12 protein-coding genes are annotated in these 21,633 nt (G+C 64.9%); 7 read left to right on the forward strand and 5 right to left on the reverse strand.

Annotated elements, in window-relative coordinates:
• Positions 1–65: 65 nt before the first annotated feature.
• Positions 66–443, reverse strand: coding sequence for a hypothetical protein (locus tag AU192_RS00720; RefSeq protein ID WP_064393795.1), 378 nt, complete (start codon positions 441–443; stop codon positions 66–68).
• Positions 444–540: 97 nt separating this feature from the next.
• On the opposite strand from AU192_RS00720, the gene AU192_RS00725 reads away from it, so the two are divergent.
• Together AU192_RS00725 and AU192_RS00730 are read left to right on the forward strand one after the other, a co-directional pair.
• Positions 541–2,172, forward strand: a complete 1,632-nt coding sequence (locus AU192_RS00725; protein WP_064393796.1) for a fatty acid--CoA ligase — start codon at positions 541–543, stop codon at positions 2,170–2,172.
• A gap of 96 nt (positions 2,173–2,268) precedes the next feature.
• Positions 2,269–2,778, forward strand: a complete 510-nt coding sequence (locus AU192_RS00730; RefSeq protein ID WP_064394156.1) for a hypothetical protein — start codon at positions 2,269–2,271, stop codon at positions 2,776–2,778.
• Between the two features lie 11 nt (positions 2,779–2,789).
• On the opposite strand, the gene yaaA is transcribed toward AU192_RS00730, so the two are convergent.
• From yaaA to AU192_RS00745, 3 genes are all read right to left on the reverse strand, one after another.
• Positions 2,790–3,536 carry a peroxide stress protein YaaA gene (yaaA, locus tag AU192_RS00735; RefSeq protein WP_064393797.1) on the reverse strand — a complete coding sequence of 249 codons (747 nt, stop codon included), beginning with the start codon at positions 3,534–3,536 and terminating at the stop codon, positions 2,790–2,792.
• 31 nt (positions 3,537–3,567) lie between these two features.
• A complete protein-coding gene (locus AU192_RS00740) occupies positions 3,568–4,089 on the reverse strand; it encodes an NlpC/P60 family protein (protein WP_064393798.1) in 522 nt (173 codons plus the stop codon).
• A 253-nt stretch (positions 4,090–4,342) separates the two neighbouring features.
• Complete coding sequence (locus AU192_RS00745; protein ID WP_064394157.1) at positions 4,343–5,479, reverse strand: alkaline phosphatase family protein; 1,137 nt, start codon at positions 5,477–5,479, stop codon at positions 4,343–4,345.
• Positions 5,480–5,613: 134 nt separating this feature from the next.
• On the opposite strand from AU192_RS00745, the gene AU192_RS00750 reads away from it, so the two are divergent.
• From AU192_RS00750 to AU192_RS00765, 4 genes are all read left to right on the forward strand, one after another.
• Entirely contained in the window at positions 5,614–17,970 is a 12,357-nt protein-coding gene (locus AU192_RS00750) for a BTAD domain-containing putative transcriptional regulator (protein WP_278183949.1), read from the forward strand.
• A gap of 156 nt (positions 17,971–18,126) precedes the next feature.
• Complete coding sequence (locus AU192_RS00755) at positions 18,127–18,903, forward strand: ArsR/SmtB family transcription factor (protein WP_064394158.1); 777 nt, start codon at positions 18,127–18,129, stop codon at positions 18,901–18,903.
• Entirely contained in the window at positions 18,900–19,625 is a 726-nt protein-coding gene (locus tag AU192_RS00760) for a DUF899 family protein (protein ID WP_064393800.1), read from the forward strand. The genes AU192_RS00755 and AU192_RS00760 overlap by 4 nt, the downstream gene beginning before the upstream one ends.
• 17 nt (positions 19,626–19,642) lie before the next feature.
• Entirely contained in the window at positions 19,643–20,344 is a 702-nt protein-coding gene (locus AU192_RS00765; protein WP_082694861.1) for a DUF899 domain-containing protein, read from the forward strand.
• Between the two features lie 170 nt (positions 20,345–20,514).
• On the opposite strand, the gene AU192_RS00770 is transcribed toward AU192_RS00765, so the two are convergent.
• On the reverse strand, positions 20,515–21,174 hold the full coding sequence (locus tag AU192_RS00770; RefSeq protein WP_064393802.1) for an MBL fold metallo-hydrolase: 660 nt from the start codon (positions 21,172–21,174) through the stop codon (positions 20,515–20,517).
• A gap of 81 nt (positions 21,175–21,255) precedes the next feature.
• On the opposite strand from AU192_RS00770, the gene AU192_RS00775 reads away from it, so the two are divergent.
• Positions 21,256–21,633: a hypothetical protein gene (locus AU192_RS00775; protein WP_064393803.1), complete on the forward strand. Its 378-nt coding sequence runs from the start codon at positions 21,256–21,258 to the stop codon at positions 21,631–21,633.

The following is a 21,633-nucleotide window of genomic DNA, read 5'->3' on the forward strand; positions in this document are numbered from 1 at the left end:
GTGACGCCGGCGGGTGTGCTCGGCGCGACCAACGGTAGGCCAAGTCGCCGCGGCGCTCGGGTGTTTCAGCCGACCGCCAAGGTGTAGAAGAAGCCGCCGACGATGAGCGTGGCCAGGCAGAGCCCGAAGGTTCCCAGAGCGAACGGCCAGCCACGCGCACGCCGCACCAGCTGCACGACCGTGACGATCAACCCGGCCACACCGATGGCGGCGGCGATCAACAGCGCGTTGATGATCGCGCCGACCGCGCCCGCCTCGCTACAACTCTCGGGAGGGCAGTGATCCAGGAACGCGAGGGAGAAGAGCCCGAACACCGCACCGACGACGAGCATCGCGGCGGTCATCACCAGGGCGACTATCGAAGCCGCGATGTCCGCGCCGGACACCGGCCGCTTCGGGGGCCGCGGCATCGGGTAGGCGGGCGGATAGCTCGGTTGGACCATGACCGCAGATGCTAGCGACGCGATACCCGGTTTCCTGTCGAAACGCCAGGACATGGACCATCATGGCGCTATCGAGCCAGCCGCACGGGAGGTGCCGATGGACAGCACGATGCAGGACTTTCCACTGACCCTGACCACGATCCTGCGACACGGCACGGGGTGGCACTCCGGGCGCAAGGTGATCACCGCGACGCCCGACGGTTCGCGGGAGATCAGCTTCGGCGAGCTCGGAACCCGGGTGGCCCAGTTGGCCAACGGGCTGCGTGCGCTCGGAGTGACCGAGGGGCAACGGGTCGCCACGTTCATGTGGAACAACCAGGAACACCTCGAGGCGTACTTCGCCGCGCCGTGCATGGGCGCGGTGCTGCACACACTCAACATCCGCCTGGGCGGCGATCAGGTCGCGTTCATCGCCAACCAGGCCGAGGATTCCGTTGTGCTGGTGGATATGTCGCTCGTGGCGTTGTTCGCACCGATCCTGCCGCGGCTGACGACCGTGCACACCGTGGTCGTGGTGGGGGAGGGCGACATCTCCGAGCTCGCCGACGCGGGCCCCACGGTGATTCGGTACGACGACCTCATCGCCGAGCAGCCGCTCGAGTACGACTGGCCGGATCTTGACGAAAAGAGTGCCGCCGCAATGTGTTACACCAGCGGCACGACCGGCAACCCGAAAGGCGTCGTCTACAGCCACCGGTCGACGTACCTGCACTCGATGGCCGTGTGCTCCGCCAACGGCATCGGTCTGGCCGACGGTGACCGCGTGTTGACGGTCGTTCCGATGTTTCACGCCAATGCGTGGGGTCAGCCGTATGCGTCGGTGATGGCCGGCGCGGATCTGCTGCTGCCCGACCGGTTTCTGCAGGCCGCTCCGCTGGTCGACATGATCGAGCGCCACCGCCCGACCGTGTCGGCGGCGGTGCCGACGATATGGAACGACGTGCTCAACTTCTTGCACGCCAACCCGGACAGGGACATCTCGTCGCTACGCAACGTCTGCTGCGGCGGATCGGCGGTCCCACTGGCGATGATGAAGGAGTACCAGGAGCGCTTCGGCGTCGTCATCCGGCAGGGCTGGGGTATGACCGAAACCTCTCCGCTCGCGGCGATTGCGGTCCCGCCACCGGAAGTGACCGGCGATGACCACTGGACGTTGCGGGCCGCGGCCGGCCGCGCATTGTGCGGTGTGGAGATCCGCATCGTCGACGACCAGGGCGCGGTCCTGCCCAGCGACGGGAAAGCCGTGGGCGAGATCGAGATTCGCGGCCCGTGGATCACCGGGTCGTACTACCTCAACGCCGACTCGAGCAAGTTCGACGAGGGGTGGTTGCGCACCGGCGACGTCGGAAAGATCGATCCGCAGGGCTTCATCACGTTGACCGACCGAGCCAAGGACGTGATCAAGTCCGGTGGGGAGTGGATCTCGTCGGTGGAGTTGGAGCTGCGCATCATGGACCACCCCGCCGTGTACGAGGCGGCGGTCGTCGCGGTGCCCGACGATCGATGGCAGGAGCGGCCGTTGGCGGCGGTGGTTCTCGACGACGAGGCGTCCGTCACCCCCGACGAATTGCGGAAACATCTGAGCGACAACGTGCCCCGATTCTGGTTGCCGGAGCGTTGGGCATTCGTCGAGGAGGTGCCCAAGACCAGCGTCGGCAAGTTCGACAAGAAGTTGATCAGGGCGCGGTATGCCGACGGCGCCTACGACGTCGTCGAGTGCCGGGACTGATCGCCCAGGCGCCGAACACCCGGCGAACCGTTCCGGCGCGGGTCGCGGGTGGTTTACGGTAGCGACGACGGTCAATCCGGTGGCTACACACCGCGGATGAGGAACGGGGACGAAGACATGCGCCGATCGATCCGACTGATGGCCTCGGCCGCCGCGCTCACGACCGCGGCACCCCTGGGGTTGCTGACCGCCGGCATCGCGGCGGCCAATGACACCTTCGTCCCGATGAACCAGGTGTCGCGGCGTTGCGATTTCAGCGAGACCGACTACAACGGCCCGACCGGCTATGGGCGGGGCACGAGCGTCATCAGGTCGAGCGGGTCGAATCTGTCCGCGGATGTCACGCTCGACGTGGCCATACCCAACACGCGCTACGACGTCCGGCTCATTCAGGTTCCGCGGCCGTCGTCGGCGCCGTGCCTCGGCAGCGATCCCGGTGTCGCCATGGCTCCGTTGCAGACCAACGGTGTCGGTCACGGCACCGTCAGCCTCCACGACAGCATCGAACCGGGAGCGACGGGAGCGTGGGTGTGGATCACGCGGCCCGACCCGTTCTCCCAGGACCCCAAGGAGTTCTACACCAGCGACATGATCGTCAAGATCTGACGGCGGTCCGCTCAGGCGGCGACGACGACGGTCAACTCGTCTCCGCGGCGTTCCACCCGCATACCCGCGCGCCGCGCCACAGCTGCGACCGCGGCCGCATCCGCGAGTTCGGATCGCGAGCTCGCCAGTACGCGGGCGAGTCGCCCCTTGTGCGCCTTGTTGAAGTGGGTCACCACGCTGCGGCGCCCGTCTGGATGCTCGGCGACCACGTCCACCCGTACCGCGTTGGGCAGCCGGCCGAGCGCCGCATACGAACCGGAGCGGAGGTCGACGACCAGGTCGTCGACGGCCCAGTCGGCCAGCACGGGTTCCAGCAGTGGGCGCCACCGCGTCGCCAATGACGGCCGGCCGGGAAGCTTCGACGTCGCCGAGAGCCGATAGGCCGGGACCGGATCGTCGGCGCGCAGCAGTCCGAACAAGGCAGAGCCGACGGCCAGCCGTGCCCTTGCCCGCGCTGCGGCGGCCCCGCGAAGCGATCCGACGTCCAGCGCGTCGTAGAGGACTCCGGTGTAGCGGCTGATCGCCGGCAACGTCGGCGCGACGCGTAATTCCGCGTTGCGCTCGATTTCGGCGTCCTGTGATGCGGAGAGCCCCAGGGCGCGCCGGCATGCAGGCCGGTCGGCGGCCAGTTTTGCCAGCTCGTCGAGCAGTTCGGCGCGCAAAGGTCCGAGCTCAGGCGAGCTGAGCGACTCCAGCCGCAGTGGGGGCCCGTCGCCTCCGACCCGTTTGGTTTCCGAGGGCGGAAGAAGCACGATCACGCCGCAGAGGCTATCCGGGCGCGGGTCACGCTCAGGCCGGAGGCATCGGAGCCGGCGGCGCGAACGGGTCGGCCGGAGGAGGCGGCGGCGGAGGGGCGAACGGAGCGGCCGGCGGGGCGGGCTCGTGCCCGGCCATCATCACCACCGGCGCGGGTGGGGCACCCGGGACCATCGGCTGCTCAGGCGGCACCGGCAGGAACATGTGATTGGTGAACTGGTCCTGGTAGGCGCCGCCGCCCCCGATCTTCACGCCGCCGCCCTCACCGGACGAGACGGGAGTGCCGTCGGGCAGGGTGGCCGCGGTGTGGCCGCTGTTCCAGCCGACCACCAGGGCACCGGGCTGGGTGCCGTACTGGAAACCGCGCTCGAGCAGGGCGCTCTCGATGTTTCCCGTGTTGAACCGGTCGCCGTACACGGGCCGACCGGTCGCTGCATTCGTCACCCAAGACACCAGGCCCGAGCAGTCCGTACCGGCAGGCGAGTCGCCGCCGGTGACGTACGGCGTGCCGGACACCTGGTTTACAAGCGTCAAAAGCGTGGCAATAGCAAACACGCGGTCGGACGCTACAAGTTTCCGGAGAGTGCCACCAAATTCTGTGATGGCCTTCACAGCCTGTGGTTTCTATTACCTACTTCACGAATAGCATTGCAGAGTCACCCTTTTTGGCGTTGGATTAGCAACGTCGAATACCACCGGTTGAATTTGGCCGTGCAGCAATCGAATTGCCAATGCGCTGCCGCATCACGGTCTGAATCACGTTGGAATCCAGTCGATCTGCCATGCACCGCGAGGGTGTGGCGAAAGCTCAGCCGAGCGCCAGCAGCAACGGAACCGTCTGTTCAGCGAAGGTGAGCGACCCGTGGTGCCCGATCAATGATGATTCCAGCGGTTCGGTGGTGCGCCGCACGATCGCCGCGGTGTCGCGGGCGGCGGCCACGATATCGCCGATCCGGGGCCGAACCTCGTCGCTGACCTGGGGTCCGAACCAGCCGGCCTCGATGGCTTGCTCCCTGGAAAGCACCCACGCGCGCTCACCCAGCACGGTCCGCCAGGCGTCGAGGACATCGCCCTGCGAACCGTCTTCTATATAGATGTGCCGGGCCCGCGCCTCTCCGGCGACTGCCTCCACGCCGTCAAGCAGCGCCGGGGTGGCGTCGACGTCGACCGTGCGGCCAGGGGAGACCTCGACCATCCCGTGGTCGGCCACCACGGCCAGCAGCCCGCCCGGCGGCAACGCCTCGACCACCGATTCGATGAGCGTGTCGATCTGTCGCAGCTGCATGCGCCATTGCGTCGACCCCGGCCCGTACAGGTGGCCCAGCATGTCGAGCTCGGCGTGGTACCCGTAGCAGAACCCGCCGTCGGAGAGCGTGGTCTGCACCGCCGCCGCGAGATCGCCGAGCGCATGAACACCCACGTAGCGTCCGCCGCGAAGCACGGCACGGGTAAGCCCGGAGCCGGTGAACTCGGCGCCGGAGATGACGCTGACGGTGACGCCCGCCGAGGTGGCCCGCTCGAAAGTGGTGGGCAGTGGCTGCATCTGTTCAGGGATGACGGTGCCGCGAAGGTCCTGGCCCCAGGGGTGCGGGCGCCATCGCAGGGCGTTGATGACACCGGCGTCCGGCACTCGGAAGGAGTAGCCGACGAACCCGTGCTCGCCGGAGCGGCGGCCGGTGCCGACCGCCGCCAATCCCGCGGCGGTGGTCGACGGGAAGCCGACGGTCAAGGTCCGACCCCGAAGCGACGCCATCGTGGGTGCATCGGCGGCGTACCGGTCGAGAAGTTCGGCGCCCAAACCGTCGATCAGCAGGACACAGGCCCCTCCGAGGTCATCGACGAGCCCGAGGGAATTCTCGAAACCGCCCGCGCCCATCGCCGACAGGATCGACGGCACCACATCGGCCAGATGGGACAGGGCGGGATTCGGTGTGGGCAGCTCCACGAGCTGAGCCTGCCACACCCGGGGACCGGGTTTCATTGCCAGCGCAAAGACCCAGCTCACAGGGTTCTTTACCGGTTTTTGACCGCATGTTGAATCGGCCCTCAGACGATCGCGATGTGATTACGCTTCAAGAGGTGGAACTGGGGGTTCTGGGACCTCTGCAGGTCCGGCAGTACGGGTTGCCGGTCGCCATCCCCGGCGCCAAACCCCGGGCCATCCTCACCATGCTCGGGCTGCACGGCGGTTCGGTCGTGTCGGCCGACACTCTCGTCGCGCTGCTCTGGGGCGACGAGCCGCCGCGGACAGCCACCAAGGCGTTGCAGACCCACATCTCGTCGCTGCGTCGCGCGTTGGGAGACGGCTTCGTGCTGACCGAAGGCACCGGCTGGACCCTGAGCACCACCGAAATCGACGCCCTCCGCTACAAGACCGCCGCGAAACTCGGCCGTAAGGCCCTTGCCGCGGGCGACCCGACCCGGGCGGTGACCCTGTTCGACCAGGCGCTGGACCTGTGGCGTGGCATTCCTGAACTTCCGGACGGCTCGCGCGGGTCATCGGAAAAGACACGCTGGCTCGAAGGTCACGCCGCCTTGGTCGAGGACCGGGCCGACGCCCTGCTCGCGACGGGTCGCGCCGCCGAGATCGTGGGGGAACTCGAGTCCGCGATCGCGGAAGCACCTCTGCGCGAACGTCGTTGGGGGCATTTGATGCTCGCGCTGTACCGGGCGGGACGTCAGGGCGAGGCGTTGGGCGCATACCGGCGGGCGCGATCGCTGCTGGCCGAGGAGCTCGGTGTCGATCCCGGACCGGAGTTGCGGAGGCTGGAGGCGGCGATCGTCGCGCAGGATGCCGCGTTGGAAGTGCCTCAGTCGCAGCAACTTTCCACGGTCACTCGCGCGGTCACGTTCCTTCTCACCGATATCGAGGGATCGACGGCGGCGTGGGAGGCCGACGCCGATGCGATGGCCGTGGCGCTCGCCCGCCACGACGAGATCGTCGAGCAGGTCGTCACGTCGCGCGGCGGTCGGCTCATCAAGACGCGCGGCGAAGGGGATGCGACGTTCTCGGTGTTCGACCGGCCGTCGGCGGCCGCGGCCGCGGCGATCGAGTTGCAGGGGGCGATCGATCACGAGGATTGGCGGCTTGCGCACCCGATGCGGATCCGGGTGGCGCTCCACACCGGAGAGGTGGAGTTCCGCGACGGCGACTACTTCGGCCGGGCAGTCAACCGCGCTGCGCGTCTGCGTTCCCTGGCCGCGGGCGGCCAGATCCTGTGCTCGGGCGCGACCGCTGAACTCGTCATTGACTCGCTCCCGGATGACGTCGTACTCGCTGACCTGGGCACGCGCCGGTTGCGCAACCTTCCTCGGCCCGAGCACGTCTTCGAACTGCGCATGGAGGCCGCGGACGACCCCAGTCCTCCCGCAGCTGAGGCACCGATGGTGCGGCCCGGGCTGCCCGCGGTCCTCGTCGGACCCGGACCGTTTGTCGGACGAGGTCGGGAACTGGAACGGCTGGTGTCGGCATGGCAGTCGACCCTTGCGGCCGGCACCCGCGCTGTACTGATCGCCGGCGAGCCGGGCGTGGGCAAGACGCGGCTGGCCGGAGAGTGGTCGCGGCAAGCGTACGAACAGGGCGCCGTCGTCTTGTACGGCCGGTGTGACGAGGACCTCGGCGCGCCGTATCAGCCGTTCGCCGAGGCGTTGCGCTCGCTGGTGTCGTGCGTCGACTCCCATCGGCTGCGCAGCGTTCGCGGTGTCGAGTCGCTCTTGCCGTTGGTGCCGGGACTGGGCGATGCGCTGCCCGACGTGACCGTGCCGCCGCGAGCCGATCCGGACACCGAGCGTTACGCGATGTTCGACGCGGTGGTCGCTCTCCTGGGTACAGCCTCCGCGACCGCTCCCGTCGTGCTGATCCTCGACGACCTTCACTGGGCCGCCAAACCGACGCTGTTGTTGCTGCGGCACCTCCTGCGTTTCGGGGACGAAGCTCGAGTCCAGATCATCGGCACGTACCGCAGCACCGATCTCGACCGCTCCCATCCGCTGGCCGCGATGCTCGCCGACCTCCATCGCGACGGCACCGCGACCCGCCTGCAGCTCGGCGGCCTCGATGAGGGTGATGTCACCGCCTATGTCGCCGAAGCCGGTTACCACGACGAAGAATTGGGCCGGGCGCTGGCGACCGTGACAGGTGGCAATCCGTTCTTTTTGATCGAGGCCCTGCGCCACGTGGAGGAAAGCGGGGGCCGTTGGGATCCGAGCACGCTGCCGCAGGGTGTTCGGGAGGCGGTGAGCCGCAGGCTGTCCCGACTCACGGCCGAGACGAACAAGGCGCTGGCGGCGGCCGCGGTCGTGGGAAGCCGGTTCGCGTTGACGCTCGTTGAGCAGGTGGTCGGTGAAGACCTGGTCGACGCCTTCGATGAGGCCGGTAAGGCGGGCATCGTCATCGAGGAGCCCGGGGGCCGTTACCGGTTCAATCACGCCCTGGTGCGCCAGTCGCTGCTTGCCGAGCTTCCCTCCGTGCGGCGCATGCGGTTGCATCAGCGCATCGCGGGGACGCTCGAAGGCGAAGCGGGCGCCGATGATGAGCTGCTGGCCGAGTTGGCCTATCACTACTTCGAATGTGCTTGGGCCGGAAACGCGGTCAAGGCGGTCGAATACTGCCGGCGTGCGGCGGATCAGGCGATGTCGCGGGTGGCCTACGAAGGCGCGGCCGACCTTTATGACCGTGCGCTCCATGCGCTCGAGGAACTGGACGACGAACTACCCGACCGCGACGCGTTGCAAGCCGAGTTGCTGATCGCTCATTGCGAGGCGTTGCTCGCCGCCGGCGATGTGACATCAGCCAAGGATGCGGTAACGCAATTACGCGTCACTGCCGGCGATTCGGGCAGGCTCGGGGCGTGGGGGATCTGTTTCGACGGTGAGCTTTCGATGCTCACCGATCCCGAGCGGCTGGACGATATCGAGTCGGCGGTGAACGTGGCCGCCGAACGACTGGCCACACTCGAGGACGCGGCGGGGGAGGCCAAGGCGCACACCGTACGCGCCGGATGCCTGGCGCGTCTGGGCCGCATCGGTGACTGCGAAACGGCTTTGGACCAGGCGCTGACGGCGGCACGACGGGCCCGTGACCACAGCCGGGTCAACGCAGTGCTGGCGGGTGCGCCGCTGGCGGCGCTGTGGGGCCCCAACCCTGTTCCGCGCGCGGGCGGACGGTGTCTGGACGTGGTGCGGCTGTTGCGCATCACGACCGGGTCGCCGCTTGTTGAGGCGACGTCGACGCGGTGCCAAGCGGTGCTCGACGCGCTCCGGGGACGGGCCGCCGAGGGACGTCGCCTGATCGAGTCGGCGAGACGGACGCTGACCGAACTCGGCCTGCGTCACGCGCTTCTGGAGGTCGACCAGTTCGCGGGCATCATCGAGTTGGTCGCGGACGATCCGGCGGCCGCCGAACCATACTTGCGCCGGGCTTACGAGGGTTTCCGGCGGATGGGGCTCGACATCGACACGGCGGACACGGCGGCGTTGTTGGCGCGGGCCTGCCTGGCTTTGGATCGAGCTGACGAGGCGGACGAATTGTGTTCAGTGAGCGAACGTCTCGCCGGACATGGGTCGAAGGCGTCGATCGCGTGGCGTTCGGTCAGGGCGCAGCTGTTGGCCCGCGCCGGTGTGCATGACCGTGCCAAGGAGGTCGCGGAAGAGGCGGTCAGTTTGGCTGCGGCGACGGATGCCTTGGTGGATCACGGGGATGCCTGCCTGGCGCTGGCAACCGTGTTGCGCCTCGCCGGTGATATGGCCGGCATGCGCGCCGCGGCGGAACAGGCGGCCACCCTCTACGACCGGAAAGGTGCTGCAGCGCTTTCGGAGAAGGCTCACAGGCTGCTGGGAACGCGCGATGCGACTCCACCTGTCACTCAGACTGTCGCGGCTCAGCCGGAGAACGCGTGCGTACGGGTCGTTCACCAATTGGCGGCGGCCGCCGACCGCGGCGCCTGGGATGAGTACCAGAGCCTGTATGCACCCGATGTCTCCGTCGAGAGCAGACGGAAAATGGTCGGCTTCACGAAGGACGATTTGGAATCTGGTGACTGGCCAGGGCTGGCGAGCCGCGTCGCCGATGTCAATACGATGCGGCACGGCCAGAGTGTGGTCGCGGTGCGAGGGGAGCGACTCGCGCTCTGCCGATTGACGATCGGTGGCGCGGAGGTTGGACCGCAGGCGCCGCAGGAGGATGTTCTCGAGCTCTATGCCCTCGACGATGAGGGTCGGATCGCCCGTCGGGTGTGGTTCGACGCCGACGACCTAGATGCCGCGCTCGCGGAAGTGGGTGCGCTGTATAGCCAGCAGGAATCAACACAGACGCGCTCGCTGCTCCAGAATCGCGCGACACGGGCCGTCGGACGGACCTGCGAGCTCTTCGCGGCCCGTAAGTGGGATGAAATCACCAGACTATTTGCCCCGAATGTCCGGGTCGATGATCGCCGACGTGGGCTTCACAGAATCAGCGACGACCGCGCAACAGAGGTTGCCAACGTCCGCGAACTCGCTGCGCTCGGTGTAGCGCAGGTGTCGGCGACGCCCCTGGCCTTAAGGGGTCATCGACTCGTATTGAGCCACCTGCTGTTTCAGGGGCGCGATACGCGGCCGGAAGCGTTTGCAACCGAAACGTTGGCATTGACGGAAGTCGACAGCGACGGACTGATCGTGGCCATGATCGGGTTCGACCGCGACGACTTCGACGCCGCCATCGCCGAACTCGACGCCCGGTATCTCGCGGCCGAAGCGGCCGCGTTTGCGCAGACGTGGTCTGCCGTCGCACACTTCACCGCTGCTTTCAACCGGCACGAATACGACGCGACTGACTGCCCGAGTATCGACCACCGGCGACTGACGCGATACACGTCCGAAGACCTGACGGCAGCCGACCGCCCGAAGAGGGCCTTACCCCTGGATCTACGCACGTATATCGAAGAGGTGCATCGCATCAGCGATGGCGGTGTAGTAATCACCAGTCGGTCCTACGGAGTCGCTCAAGAAGGCTTCGAAGCCGAGTGGCAGGTGGTCAACACCTTGCTGATTGAAGATGGGCAGCTCACCCGCTACGAGCTATTCGACGAAACGGACGTCGATGCAGCGCTCGCCCGCTTCGACGAGCTCACCCGTCCGGCGCCTCGACTCGAGACCGCAGCAAGCCGATTATATGAGCGATTCAAGGCGTGCTTCGCAGCGCGGGATTGGCACACCATCAGCGACATGCTGGCCGAAGACCTTTCGAGCGATGACCGTCGCCGCATAGTGAATACGGGTCTTCGCCAGGGGCGCGGCGCCCTGATCACCGAGCTGAAGGCGCTAGCCGATGTCGGAGCGAAAGACGTGACATCAAAGGTGATTGCTACCCGCGGCGATCACCTCGTCCTCAGTCATGTCCAGTCCGCTCAAGGACCGGGAGGCTTCCACGGAGATGCCTTGGACACCCTCGAACTTGGACCCGACGAACGGGTCGTGGCGCGCATCGTTTTCGAGTTAGAGGACATTGATGCCGCATTCAAGGAACTCGACACCCGGTACATGTCCGGCGAGGCCTCACCCTACGCACGAACGTGGGCGGTCATCGTCAGGGGTTATGCGGGACTCAATCGCAACGAACTCGCGCCGACGACGCCCGACTGGGTGAACGTCGACCACAGACGTTTGGCCCCGGTCACAGCCGGCCGACTCGGTGCCTACATCCGTACGTCGCAGGTCGAGACACCCGATATCGACATCCATATCGCGGCGGTGCACAGAATCTCTGAGCTGGGAGCGGTCGTGACTCGAACGGTGTCCGGCACCTCGCGCGAAGGGTTCTATGCGGAGTGGCGCGAGATCGACCTTGTGACCGTCGAGGGCGAGTTGGTCAGTCGCTGCGAGATTTTCGACGAGGCCGATCTCGACCTCGCCTTGGCGGAGTTCGACGAGCTGAATCAGTCGGAACCGCGCTTACAGAACGCCGCAAGCGAATCGGCGAAGCGATTGCGAACGTGTTTCACGAGGCGCGATTGGGATGCCGCCCGCGAACTTCTGGCCGCGGACGTCACTATCGATGACCGCCGTCAGGTCGTCAATGGTCCCTTGCTACGTGGTAGCGATGGAATTGCCAACTGGCGGGCTATGGCGGACCTCGGCGTGGACACGGTGTCTTCTGAGCTCCTTGCTATTCGCGGCGAGCGGCTCGCCCTGAGTCGCACGCACTACCTTGGATCTCACGACTTTCGAGCGGACGTCTTCGACATCGTCGAAACTGACGCAGACGGCCGGATCATCGCTTACGTCACGTTCGACGCCGACGGTTTCGACGCCGCGTTCGAGGAACTCGAGACGCGTTACCTCACAGGCGAAGCCGCGAGTCACGCACAGACGTGGACCGTTGTTGTCGGTGTCTACGCCAGCCTCGCTCGCCATAAAATCCCGCCGTCGACGGCAGACTGGTCAACCATCGACCACCGTCGGGGGACACCGCTTGCCAACGCCGACCTTCGGGAAGTGACCGCCGCCCTCTGGGACCTCACTCCAGATCTCCACAATTACGTGGAGAAAGTGCACCGCCTTGGCGACAAAGGAGCGCTCGTCACGCAGGTCTCCCGCGGCACCACAGCTCAGGGGTTTCCGGCCGAATGGCGCATGCTCAACTTGTTTTCGGTCGACGGCCCGCTGATCAGCGGCTGTGAGCTCTTCGACGAAGATGATCTCGACGCCGCCATGTCGAGATTCCAAGAGGTCAGTCACCAAGCGCCGGACCTCGAAAACGCCGCCAGCAGAGCAAATCTGCGTTTCCTGGCGCATTTCGAGGCAGGCGATTGGGACGCTATCGCGGAGATGATCGCCGACAGCTATTCCTACGATGACCGCCGTCGAATTGTGAACTCGGGAGTACGGCATGGTCGAACTCATGCCATGGAAGACGTTCGCGCGGCCGTCGATCTCGGATTGTGGCGAAACCTGTCGGCGGCCACAGTGGCCACCCGAGGCAAACGGCTCGCGCTCATGCGCTTTCACGCCTCGGGCCACGACCCGGAGGCGATTCAGTTTGATGTCGTTCAGATCATCGAAGTCGACGTCAATGGGCAGTTCACAGCAGTGGTGGTATTTGACGTCAACGATATCGGCTCGGCCTTTGAGGAACTCGAAAGCCGTTATCTCGCTGCAGAGGCGACCCCTCATGCTCGGACATGGGCGGTTATCGCCGGCGCCTACGCCGCCGTGCTCCGGCACGAGTTGCCGCCGACGACGCCGGATTGGGTCAACGTCGACCACCGACGTGTGACGTCGTTTGCGCCAAATGAGCTGGAACCTTTCCTGAAGGCAACCTGGGATGTCCTCGATCCAGACATCAGCATCTACATCGAAGCGGTGCACCGCCTTACTGACATTGGTGCGGTTGTCACGCGTGTCATCAAGGGGAAATCTCGCGACGGGTTCACTGCCGAGTGGCGCGAAATCGCATTGTCGACCATCAACGGCGACCGGATCAACCGATCAGAACTTTTCGACGAGACCGATCTTGAGGCCGCCACCGCTCGATTCGACGAGCTGGACCGGCCAACCGCTTTGAAGAATGCAGCGAGCGAGGTGACCGACCGCTATTGCGCATCCTTTGACGCGCACGATTGGGCCGCAATGGCGGAGACGTTGGCAGAAGACGTCGTCACTGACGATCGCCGCCGGGTCGTGAATGCCGGTGTCCGCCAGGGTCGAGACGTGCACATCTCGGATATGCGTGCCACTGCCCAGGTCAGCGGGGCGCGGGTGTCGTCGACCGTCCTTGCAATCCGCGGCGATCGACTCATTCTTAGTCGCGTTCGCGTGCTCAATCAAAACGAGTCACTTGATGATGTAAGTGCCCAGATGCTCAGCGTCACCGAGATCAACCTGGACAACCAGGCCACAGCGGTGGTCGCGTTCGACGATGACGATCTCGCCGCCGCCTTCCAAGAGCTCGACGACCGTTATCTGGCGGGGGAAGCCTCCGATTATGCGCAGACATGGTCGGCCGTCGTCGAATCATTCGCTGCCGTGAACCGGGGTGAACTTCCTCGAGTCGCGCCAGGCTGCATCAATCTCGATCACCGGCGTGCAGTCGCTTTCGCGCCGGGTGAACTCGGTTCCTATACCCTGGCTGCTCAGACCAACACTCCCGATGTCAAGACCTACATCGAGGCGGTACATCGGCTGGACGCCCGTGGAGGGGTCGTGTCCTACGTCGCCAAAGGTACTTCTGCTCAGGGATTTCAGGCCGAGTGGCGCGGTGTCAGCCTGTCGACCGTTGCCGGGGGACTGGTCAATCGTGTCGAGTTGTTCGATGAGACGGATCTAGAGTCGGCACTGGCGCACTTCGATGAGCTTGTATGCCGGACAACTCAATTCGAAAACGCGGCAACCCGCGCAGACGATCGGTTCGATGCATGCTTCCACGTCCGCGATTGGGACGCCATGGCTGCAATGCTCACCGATGGCACCTACACCGAGGATCGACGCCGAACCGTGAACGGCGGTAGGCAACAAGGTGTGAGTGCCGAGATCGAGAACATGCGTACCGCTGCGGGATTGGGGGTTGCCGAAGCCAAGACGGTGCCCATCGCCGTCCGCGGTCAACGCCTAGCGCTCAGTCACACCCGATTCACCGGCCGAGACCGCGGCCCCGGTGCGTTCCGCAGCGACCTTCTCGGAATCATCGAGGTTGACGACGACCAACTCATTGTGGCACGTGTGATTTTCGATACCGAGGACTTGGACGCTGCGCTCGAAGAACTCGATGCCCGCTACCTTGCAGGCGAAGCGTCTCAGTACGCACACACATGGACGACCATCTCACAGGCATTCGCTGTGGCAAACACGGGGCAGTTTCCCGAGATCACTGCGGATTTCGTGGATGTCGACCATCGTCAGGGCCGGCGACTGGCGGCGGGCGAAATCAGGGCATATATGGACGCGACGTGGGAGGTGGCGCCTGATGCGAGGATCTACATCCAGGCCGTGCATCGGTTGACGAATCTTGGCGCGGTGGTCACCCACGCGGCAGTAGGAACGACGTCGCAGGGCTTCCAAGCCGAATGGCAAGAGCTCAGCCTGTCGGTGATCGACGGTGATCTGATCAGAAGATGTGAGTTGTTCGATCCTGCAGACCTCGACGCCGCGCTCGCACGCTTCGAGGAACTGACCCGTCCAGTATCTCGACCCGTCAATGCGGCATACCAGATGGTCGAGGACCTTTGGACCTGCTTCGCCGCGCGGGACTGGTCGGCGATAGGGAAGTTATTGGCAGCCGATGTTCGCGCCGAGGACAGGAGACGCATCGTCAATGACGGGTTACGGCAGGGCCGTGAGGCTTTCGTCGCCAACATGCGCGCTGTCGCCGATGTGGGAACCGGCGATGTCACCTCGACCCTGGTTGCGACCCGCGGGCGGCGCCTCGTTCTAGCTCGCGTTCGCAGCGAACGATCCCACACCGATGTACTGAACCTCGTCGAACTGGACGCAGCACAACCGCTCATAACTTCGACGGTGGTGTTCGACGGGGACGACCTGGATGCCGCGTTCACCGAGCTCGACACACGGTACGGAGCCGGCGAAGCGGCAGCCCATGGTCGCACGTGGACGGTCCTCGCGAACGCCATCGCCGCGTTCAACCGCCGCGTGCTTCCTCCCACGACGCCCGATTGGGTCAACACCGACCACCGAAGCGGTACCTCAATCGCACCGGGCCAGCTCTTCCCATATGTCCGCACTTCCTGGGAGCTGGCGCCCGACATCTCCAACTACATCGAGGTTGTGCATCGGCTGAACGACTCTGGAGCTGTCTTCACGCGTGTGGCGACTGGCAGCTCACGCGATGGCTTCAACGCCGAGTGGCGCGTCATCACCCTAGCGACATTTGACGGTGACCTTCTGAGTCGAGTCGAGTTGTTCGACGAAACAGACCTGGACGCAGCCCTCGTTCGATTCGAGGAACTCAGTTCACCGGTTCCAGTGATGACAGACGCTGCCACGAAACCAGAACAGCGCTCCCTAACAGGACCGGAGAATGCAGCCACCCGCGCTTTAGCGGATCTATGGGTGTGCTTCGACGCGCAAGACTCGGACGCCGTACAAGGAGCGATGGCCGAGAACTTCACGTCCTACGATCGCCGCCAGGTCGTCAACGCAGGCGTGAGGCGTGGTCGGGCCATCCATATCGAAAATATGCGGTCGGTGGGCGAGGTCGGCTTCAGGAACGCGGGGTCGCCCGCCATCGCGACCAGGGGCGAGCGCCTCGCGTTATGCCTGAGTCGTTTCACGGCGGGTGAGGGCCCGCGCGGCGAAATCGTCGCCGAAGCGCTCATGATCATCGAGACAGACGCCGACAATCGGCTGGTCTCGAATACCGTCTTCGACCTTGACGCCCTTAGCGAGGCATTCGCGGAGCTCGACGCCAAATACTCTGCGGGAGAGGCAAGTCCACACGCAGAGACCTGGTCGGTCGTTACACGCGCCTATGCCGCGCTCAACCGGCAAGAGCAGTTCGAACGAGATTGGATCTACACCGACCACCGGCGCGGCACACCGCTCGCATCCACCTCCTCTGGCGCCGCCGCGCATCCCGACGTATGGGATGTGACACCCGACCTGAACGCTCATATCGAAGTCGTACATCGTCTCACCGATGAAGCGGTGCTCGTAACATCGGTCGTCGCCGGCACCTCACACGACAGCTTCGAGGCCGAGTGGCGATTTATCCAGCTTTTGACGGTCGCGGGAGGCTCGATCGAGCGATGCGAGTTGTTCGACGAGACCGACATCGATGCCGCCCTCGCGAGATTCGATGAACTCAACCAGGCACCGTTTCGGTTCGAAAACGCTGCGATGCGGATTTGGCAGTGCCTCGCAGATGCCTTCAATCATCATGATGTTGACGATTTCGTTGCCCTCACTTCGGAAACGGGCCGTATCGACGACCGCCGAAGAGGATTGCAGGCTTTGCACGGTCCCTCGGACCGCGCAAAGGCTACGCAGGCGCTTTTCGAGGCGCCCCGGACCTGGCGGCTGAGCGTCGAGCACCTCGCTACTAGAGGATCGCGACTGTCGCTGGGCCGTCAGATCTACCGCGATACCGGCGTTGACGGCCAACCCATCACCGTCGACCATTTAGCGGTCGTCGAGATCAATGACGATGGCTTGATAGACGACTTCGTCAACTTCGATAGCGACGACGTCGACGCTGCCTTCGAGGAACTCGAAACTCGCTACCTCGCTGGCGAAGCAGCGGCACACGCTCGCACATGGTCGGCGATCGCACGGGCGTACAGCGTGTTCAACCGGCGAGAGCTATTCCGTACCACTCCGGACTGGGTGAACATCGACCACCGACGCGGAGGCACCGCATTCGCACCGGGTGAACAGAGCGCTTTGATCCATGCCACATGGGAAGTGGTCCGGAAGATTCATGTGTACCCGGAGGTCATTCATAGGCTCAATACACTTGGAGCGGTATTCACTCAAACCGTGCACGCGACGTCACAAGAGGGTTTTGACGGTGAATGGCGCGAGATCACCCTATTGACGGTCGAGGGCGACGCGATCAGCCGCTGTGAAGTTTTCGACGAGGCGGATCTCGACGCCGCATTGACGAGACTCGACGAGCTCAAAGAAACGACACATCAGCTTGCCAATGGGGCGACGCGCACCCGCGCGAGATTGGTGGACGCATTCGGTCGCCGCGATCTTGACGCCTTCCGTTCTTTCGTCACCCCGGACGGTCGATACGACGACCGACGTAAAGGATTGCGCAGCGAGGGTTCACTCCGACAGGAATTCGTTCCCAGCATGATCTCCGAAGCACCTGACAGTTGGCGGTGGACTGCCGAGCCAGTCGCCGTCCGCGGACACCGTTTGGTGCTGTGCCGCGACTGGTTCCGCGACACCGACGCTCCCGGTCAGCCCATCGCGGTGGAGGATTTGTCGATCACGGAAGTCACGGAAGGCGGATTGGTCTGTCACTCTGTGATTTTCGACAGCGATGACCTTGATGCCGCGATGAGGGAACTGGACGCCCGTTGGATCGCCTCCGGAGAGGTGACGCATCCCGAAATCCTCGAATCGCACCGCACAAACATCGAAATGACCAATCGCCATCAGTGGGACGCGCTCACCGCAGTCTGTGCCGGAGCCACCTATATCAATCATCGCCAGCTCGGAAGCAGCAGCGCCGATTACATCACCTCGATCCGGACGCTTACATCACTCGCTCCGGACCTCTGGATCGAAACGGCAGAAGTCGTGGCTCACTCGACTCTCGGCGTCGCGTGTCATGTAGTGGTCAAGGGGACGTCCTCCGACGGTTTCGCGATCGAAGTTCCCTTCGTTTTGATCAACCTCTGGGGCGGGGACCGAGTCACACATATCGAGGCTTTTGATCCCGAGGACCGCGACCGCGCCTTGGCACGTTTCGAGGAGCTCAACTCGTCCGCCTAAAGCTGCCTAACGTGCGACCGCTGCAGTATTCATGCGCTGATTCTCGCGGTGAGCGCACGCTCCGGATGACGTCCGACCCTCACCATTGACACGCAGCCAGGCGGCTGCCTATCGTCAAACGTGCAGCCAACCGGCTGCATGAACCAGGTGGCAGGGATGGACGACGTTTTCAAGGCGCTGGCCGACCCGAATCGGCGCTTGCTTCTCGACAGCCTCAACGACCGCAACGGCCAGACGCTGCGCGATCTGTGCTCGCGGTTGTCGATGGCCCGCCAGTCCGTGAGCAAGCACCTCGCCGTGCTGGAATCCGCCAACCTCATCACCACCGTGTGGCGGGGGCGCGAGAAGTTGCACTACCTCAACGCGGAGCCGATCAACGCGATAGCCGACCGTTGGATCCATCAGTACGACCGCGCGCGAGTGCAGACGCTCGCGGACCTCAAGACAGCATTGGAGACCCACCCGATGAGCAGCAGCGAATTCGTCTATGTCACCTATATCCGCACCACACCCGAACGCCTGTGGCAGGCCATCACCGACCCGGCCTTCTCCAACCGCTACATGGGTCACGCCCTGGTGTCGGACTTCAAGAAGGGCTCCTCCTATGTGTGGTCCGACTGCACCGGGCTGGAGATCACGGATCCGGAGCAGGTAATTCTCGAGTCGGAGCCGTATCGGAGGCTCGCGTTCACCTTCCACACCTTCGTGCCCGAACTGGTGACGCTGGGCCTCGACCAGGACGTCGTGGAAAAGGCGGCGGCCGAGAGGCGGTCGAAGGTCACCTTCGAGATCGAACCGGTCGAGGACGGCCAGGTGAAGCTGACTGTTGTGCACGACGAGTTTCCGCCGGAAAGCACTGTGCGTGGCCTGATCTCCGGCGGATGGCCATGGAAGCTCGCCAACCTCAAGAGTGAACTGGAAGCAGCGTCATGACCTCGATGCCTGCGGTCGCCGACCGCGAGACGTGGCAGGCCGCGATCGACGCCTTGAGGGTCCGGGAAAAGGCCCATACCCGCGAAGGCGACGCGATCGCCGCGGCCCGCCGGCGTCTGCCGATGGTCGAAATCGACTCCACCACAATGCTCGTCGGTCCACGAGGGCCGGTCACCTTGCTCGACGCGTTCGAGGGGCGTACGCAACTGGTCGCGTACTACTTCATGTGGCATGCCGGCCACCCGGCACCTGCACAGTGTGAAGGCTGCACATGGTGCGCCAGCCAGGTCACCGAGCTGTCGTACCTTCACTCTCGGGACATCACCTACGCAGTGCTCTGCCAGGGCCCCTACGACGAAAGCCGGCGCTACCGCGATTTCATGGGATGGGAGATGCCGTGGTACTCGGCGCAGGGCTCGCTCGAGACGCTGCTCGTCGGACGCCAGAAAAATCTCATGCACCTGGTTTGCTATCTGCGCGACGGCGACCGTGTCTTCGAGACCTACTGGACGACCCGCCGCGGCGTCGAAGCCATGGATTTCAGCCTGGCGCTGATGGACCTCACTGCGTACGGGCGCCAGGAAGAGTGGGAGGACTCACCGGCGGGTTGGCCGATATACCCCCTCGCGGCGGATCGCCAGCCTATGCGCAGCAACGGACGACCGATCGCGCAGTGGTCGCGCCTTTCAGCGGGGCGCTCGGATGACTTAACCGCGAGATGACAAGGGAGTGAGGAGAAGTGAAAGCACCACCGATAGTTCCCCCAGCAGAATGGGACGCTGCCTGGCAGGAGATGCTCGTCAAAGAGAAGGAACTCATGCGAGCCCGCGACGCCCTGGCCGCCCAACGCCGCCGGATGCCGTGGATGGCCGTCGACAAGAACTACACCTTCGAGGGGCCCGACGGCAGGGTGAGCTTGCTCGATCTGTTCGACGGCCGACGCCAACTGCTCGTGTACCGCGCGTTCATCGAGCCCGGCACCGGTGACGGTGACGTTCCCGGGCATCCCGGCTGGCCCGAACACGGATGTGTCGGCTGCTCCTTGATGGCTGACCACGTTCCGAACCTCGCCCACCTCAACGCCCGCGACACGACACTTGTATACGTCTCGCGGGCAACACAATCCGACCTGGCCCGGATGAAAACCAAGATGGGCTGGGACCACATCCCGTGGTACACGATCACCGACGACTTCGACGACGATTTCGGCGTCAAGGACTGGCACGGCACCAACGCGTTCATCCGTGACGGTGACCGGATGTTCCGCACCTACCTCATCAACGGCCGCGGCGATGAAGCGTTCGTGAACACCTGGCCCTTCCTCGACATGACAGCGCTCGGTCGGCAGGAAGATTGGGAGGATTCACCCGAAGGCTATCCGCAGGGTCCGCCTTACGAGTGGTGGCGATGGCACGACACCTACGACCAGCGCACGCCCTAGCGCGACCCCGACCCGGGCGATGCCGACGACCAACGCCCGCCGCACGGGTGAAGGTTGGGGTCTGAGCTGTCAGCCGAGTCGAGTCCACCGAAATCTGCAGCAGGGCTGTGGATTTTCCGGAATCACAACCATCCTGCAGAAGTCGCGGCACCGAACCGCTACGCACCGGTCTATGACGGCACGGTCGCCAGCGCCTGCGCCACGCACTCTGCCCACTGTTGCGGGTCGACGGCCAGCCACGCCGTCTCGCCGCCGAAGGCACTCGAGATCACGAGGTCCGGTGCCACTGTGCCTAGCAGTTCCACACTCTCGCGTAGTTGCCCGGCGTCGCCGCGACCCGGAACCAGGAACGTGGCCCACGTGCCCTCGGGGGTGGGGAACATGGTGTCGCCGGTGAACAGGTAGCGCTCACCGGTCGCACCGGTGACGAGATAGCTTGTGCTGCCGTCGGAGTGGCCCGGCGTGGGGAGTATCTCGACACCGTTGCCATCGACGTGCCGCACACAAGCGACGGCCACGTCGACGCGCGCGTGCTCGGCGATGGTGTCGATCTCGGCCTCCGGCGCGTGCAGCCGGCGACCGAACCGCTTCTCGATTCGTTTCAGGTTCGGACCGGCCTCGTCGAGATGCGACAGATATTGCGCGCGGACGCCGCCGAGCGCGTCGATGGCGTCGAAATCCGACTCCGTGGCGGGGCTGTAGAACAGCACGTTGCCACGTGGTCCTCGCCACAGATACGCGTGTGTGGTGAGGCCCGGGAAGGGCGTGTCCGTCCGGGTCTGCCAGAGATCGTCCCGAATTCGGGTCAACTGCGTCGTCGAAGCAACCATGGATCGACTCTGCAACCTGAACCATTGTTGAGGTCAAGTGATTTTGCACCGAACTTCGTATTCGAGTGTCACCATCGAGAGATGGCGAGCTCACACATCGCGGCGCTGACGGCGGCCCTGACGTGCGCCGCCGCCTCGATCACTCTTGCTCCCCACGCGTCGGCGGTGTGCTATTCCGCCGACTGCGTTCCCAATGTCCCGCGCAATGTCGTCGAGGGGACGCCCTGTAAGCCCGGCAAGTATTTCAACTACGGACTCGGTCCCACCGGTGCGACCTTCGTCTGCAACAGGGTGGGTGTCTGGACGCCGGCTGGGCCCCTGGTCGGCATCCACAACGTCGCGATGGACTGCCCCGAACAGAGCTTGTCCGCCCAGGGCTCTGACGGGGTGGCGTTCGTGTGTACCGACATGGGCGGCGGGCACCTGCGGTGGGCCCACCGCATCGACACCGCGGAGTAG

Origin of the sequence: Mycobacterium lehmannii (assembly GCF_001499925.1) — a bacterium.
In the GTDB taxonomy this organism is placed as follows: Bacteria; Actinomycetota; Actinomycetes; order Mycobacteriales; family Mycobacteriaceae; genus Mycobacterium; species Mycobacterium lehmannii.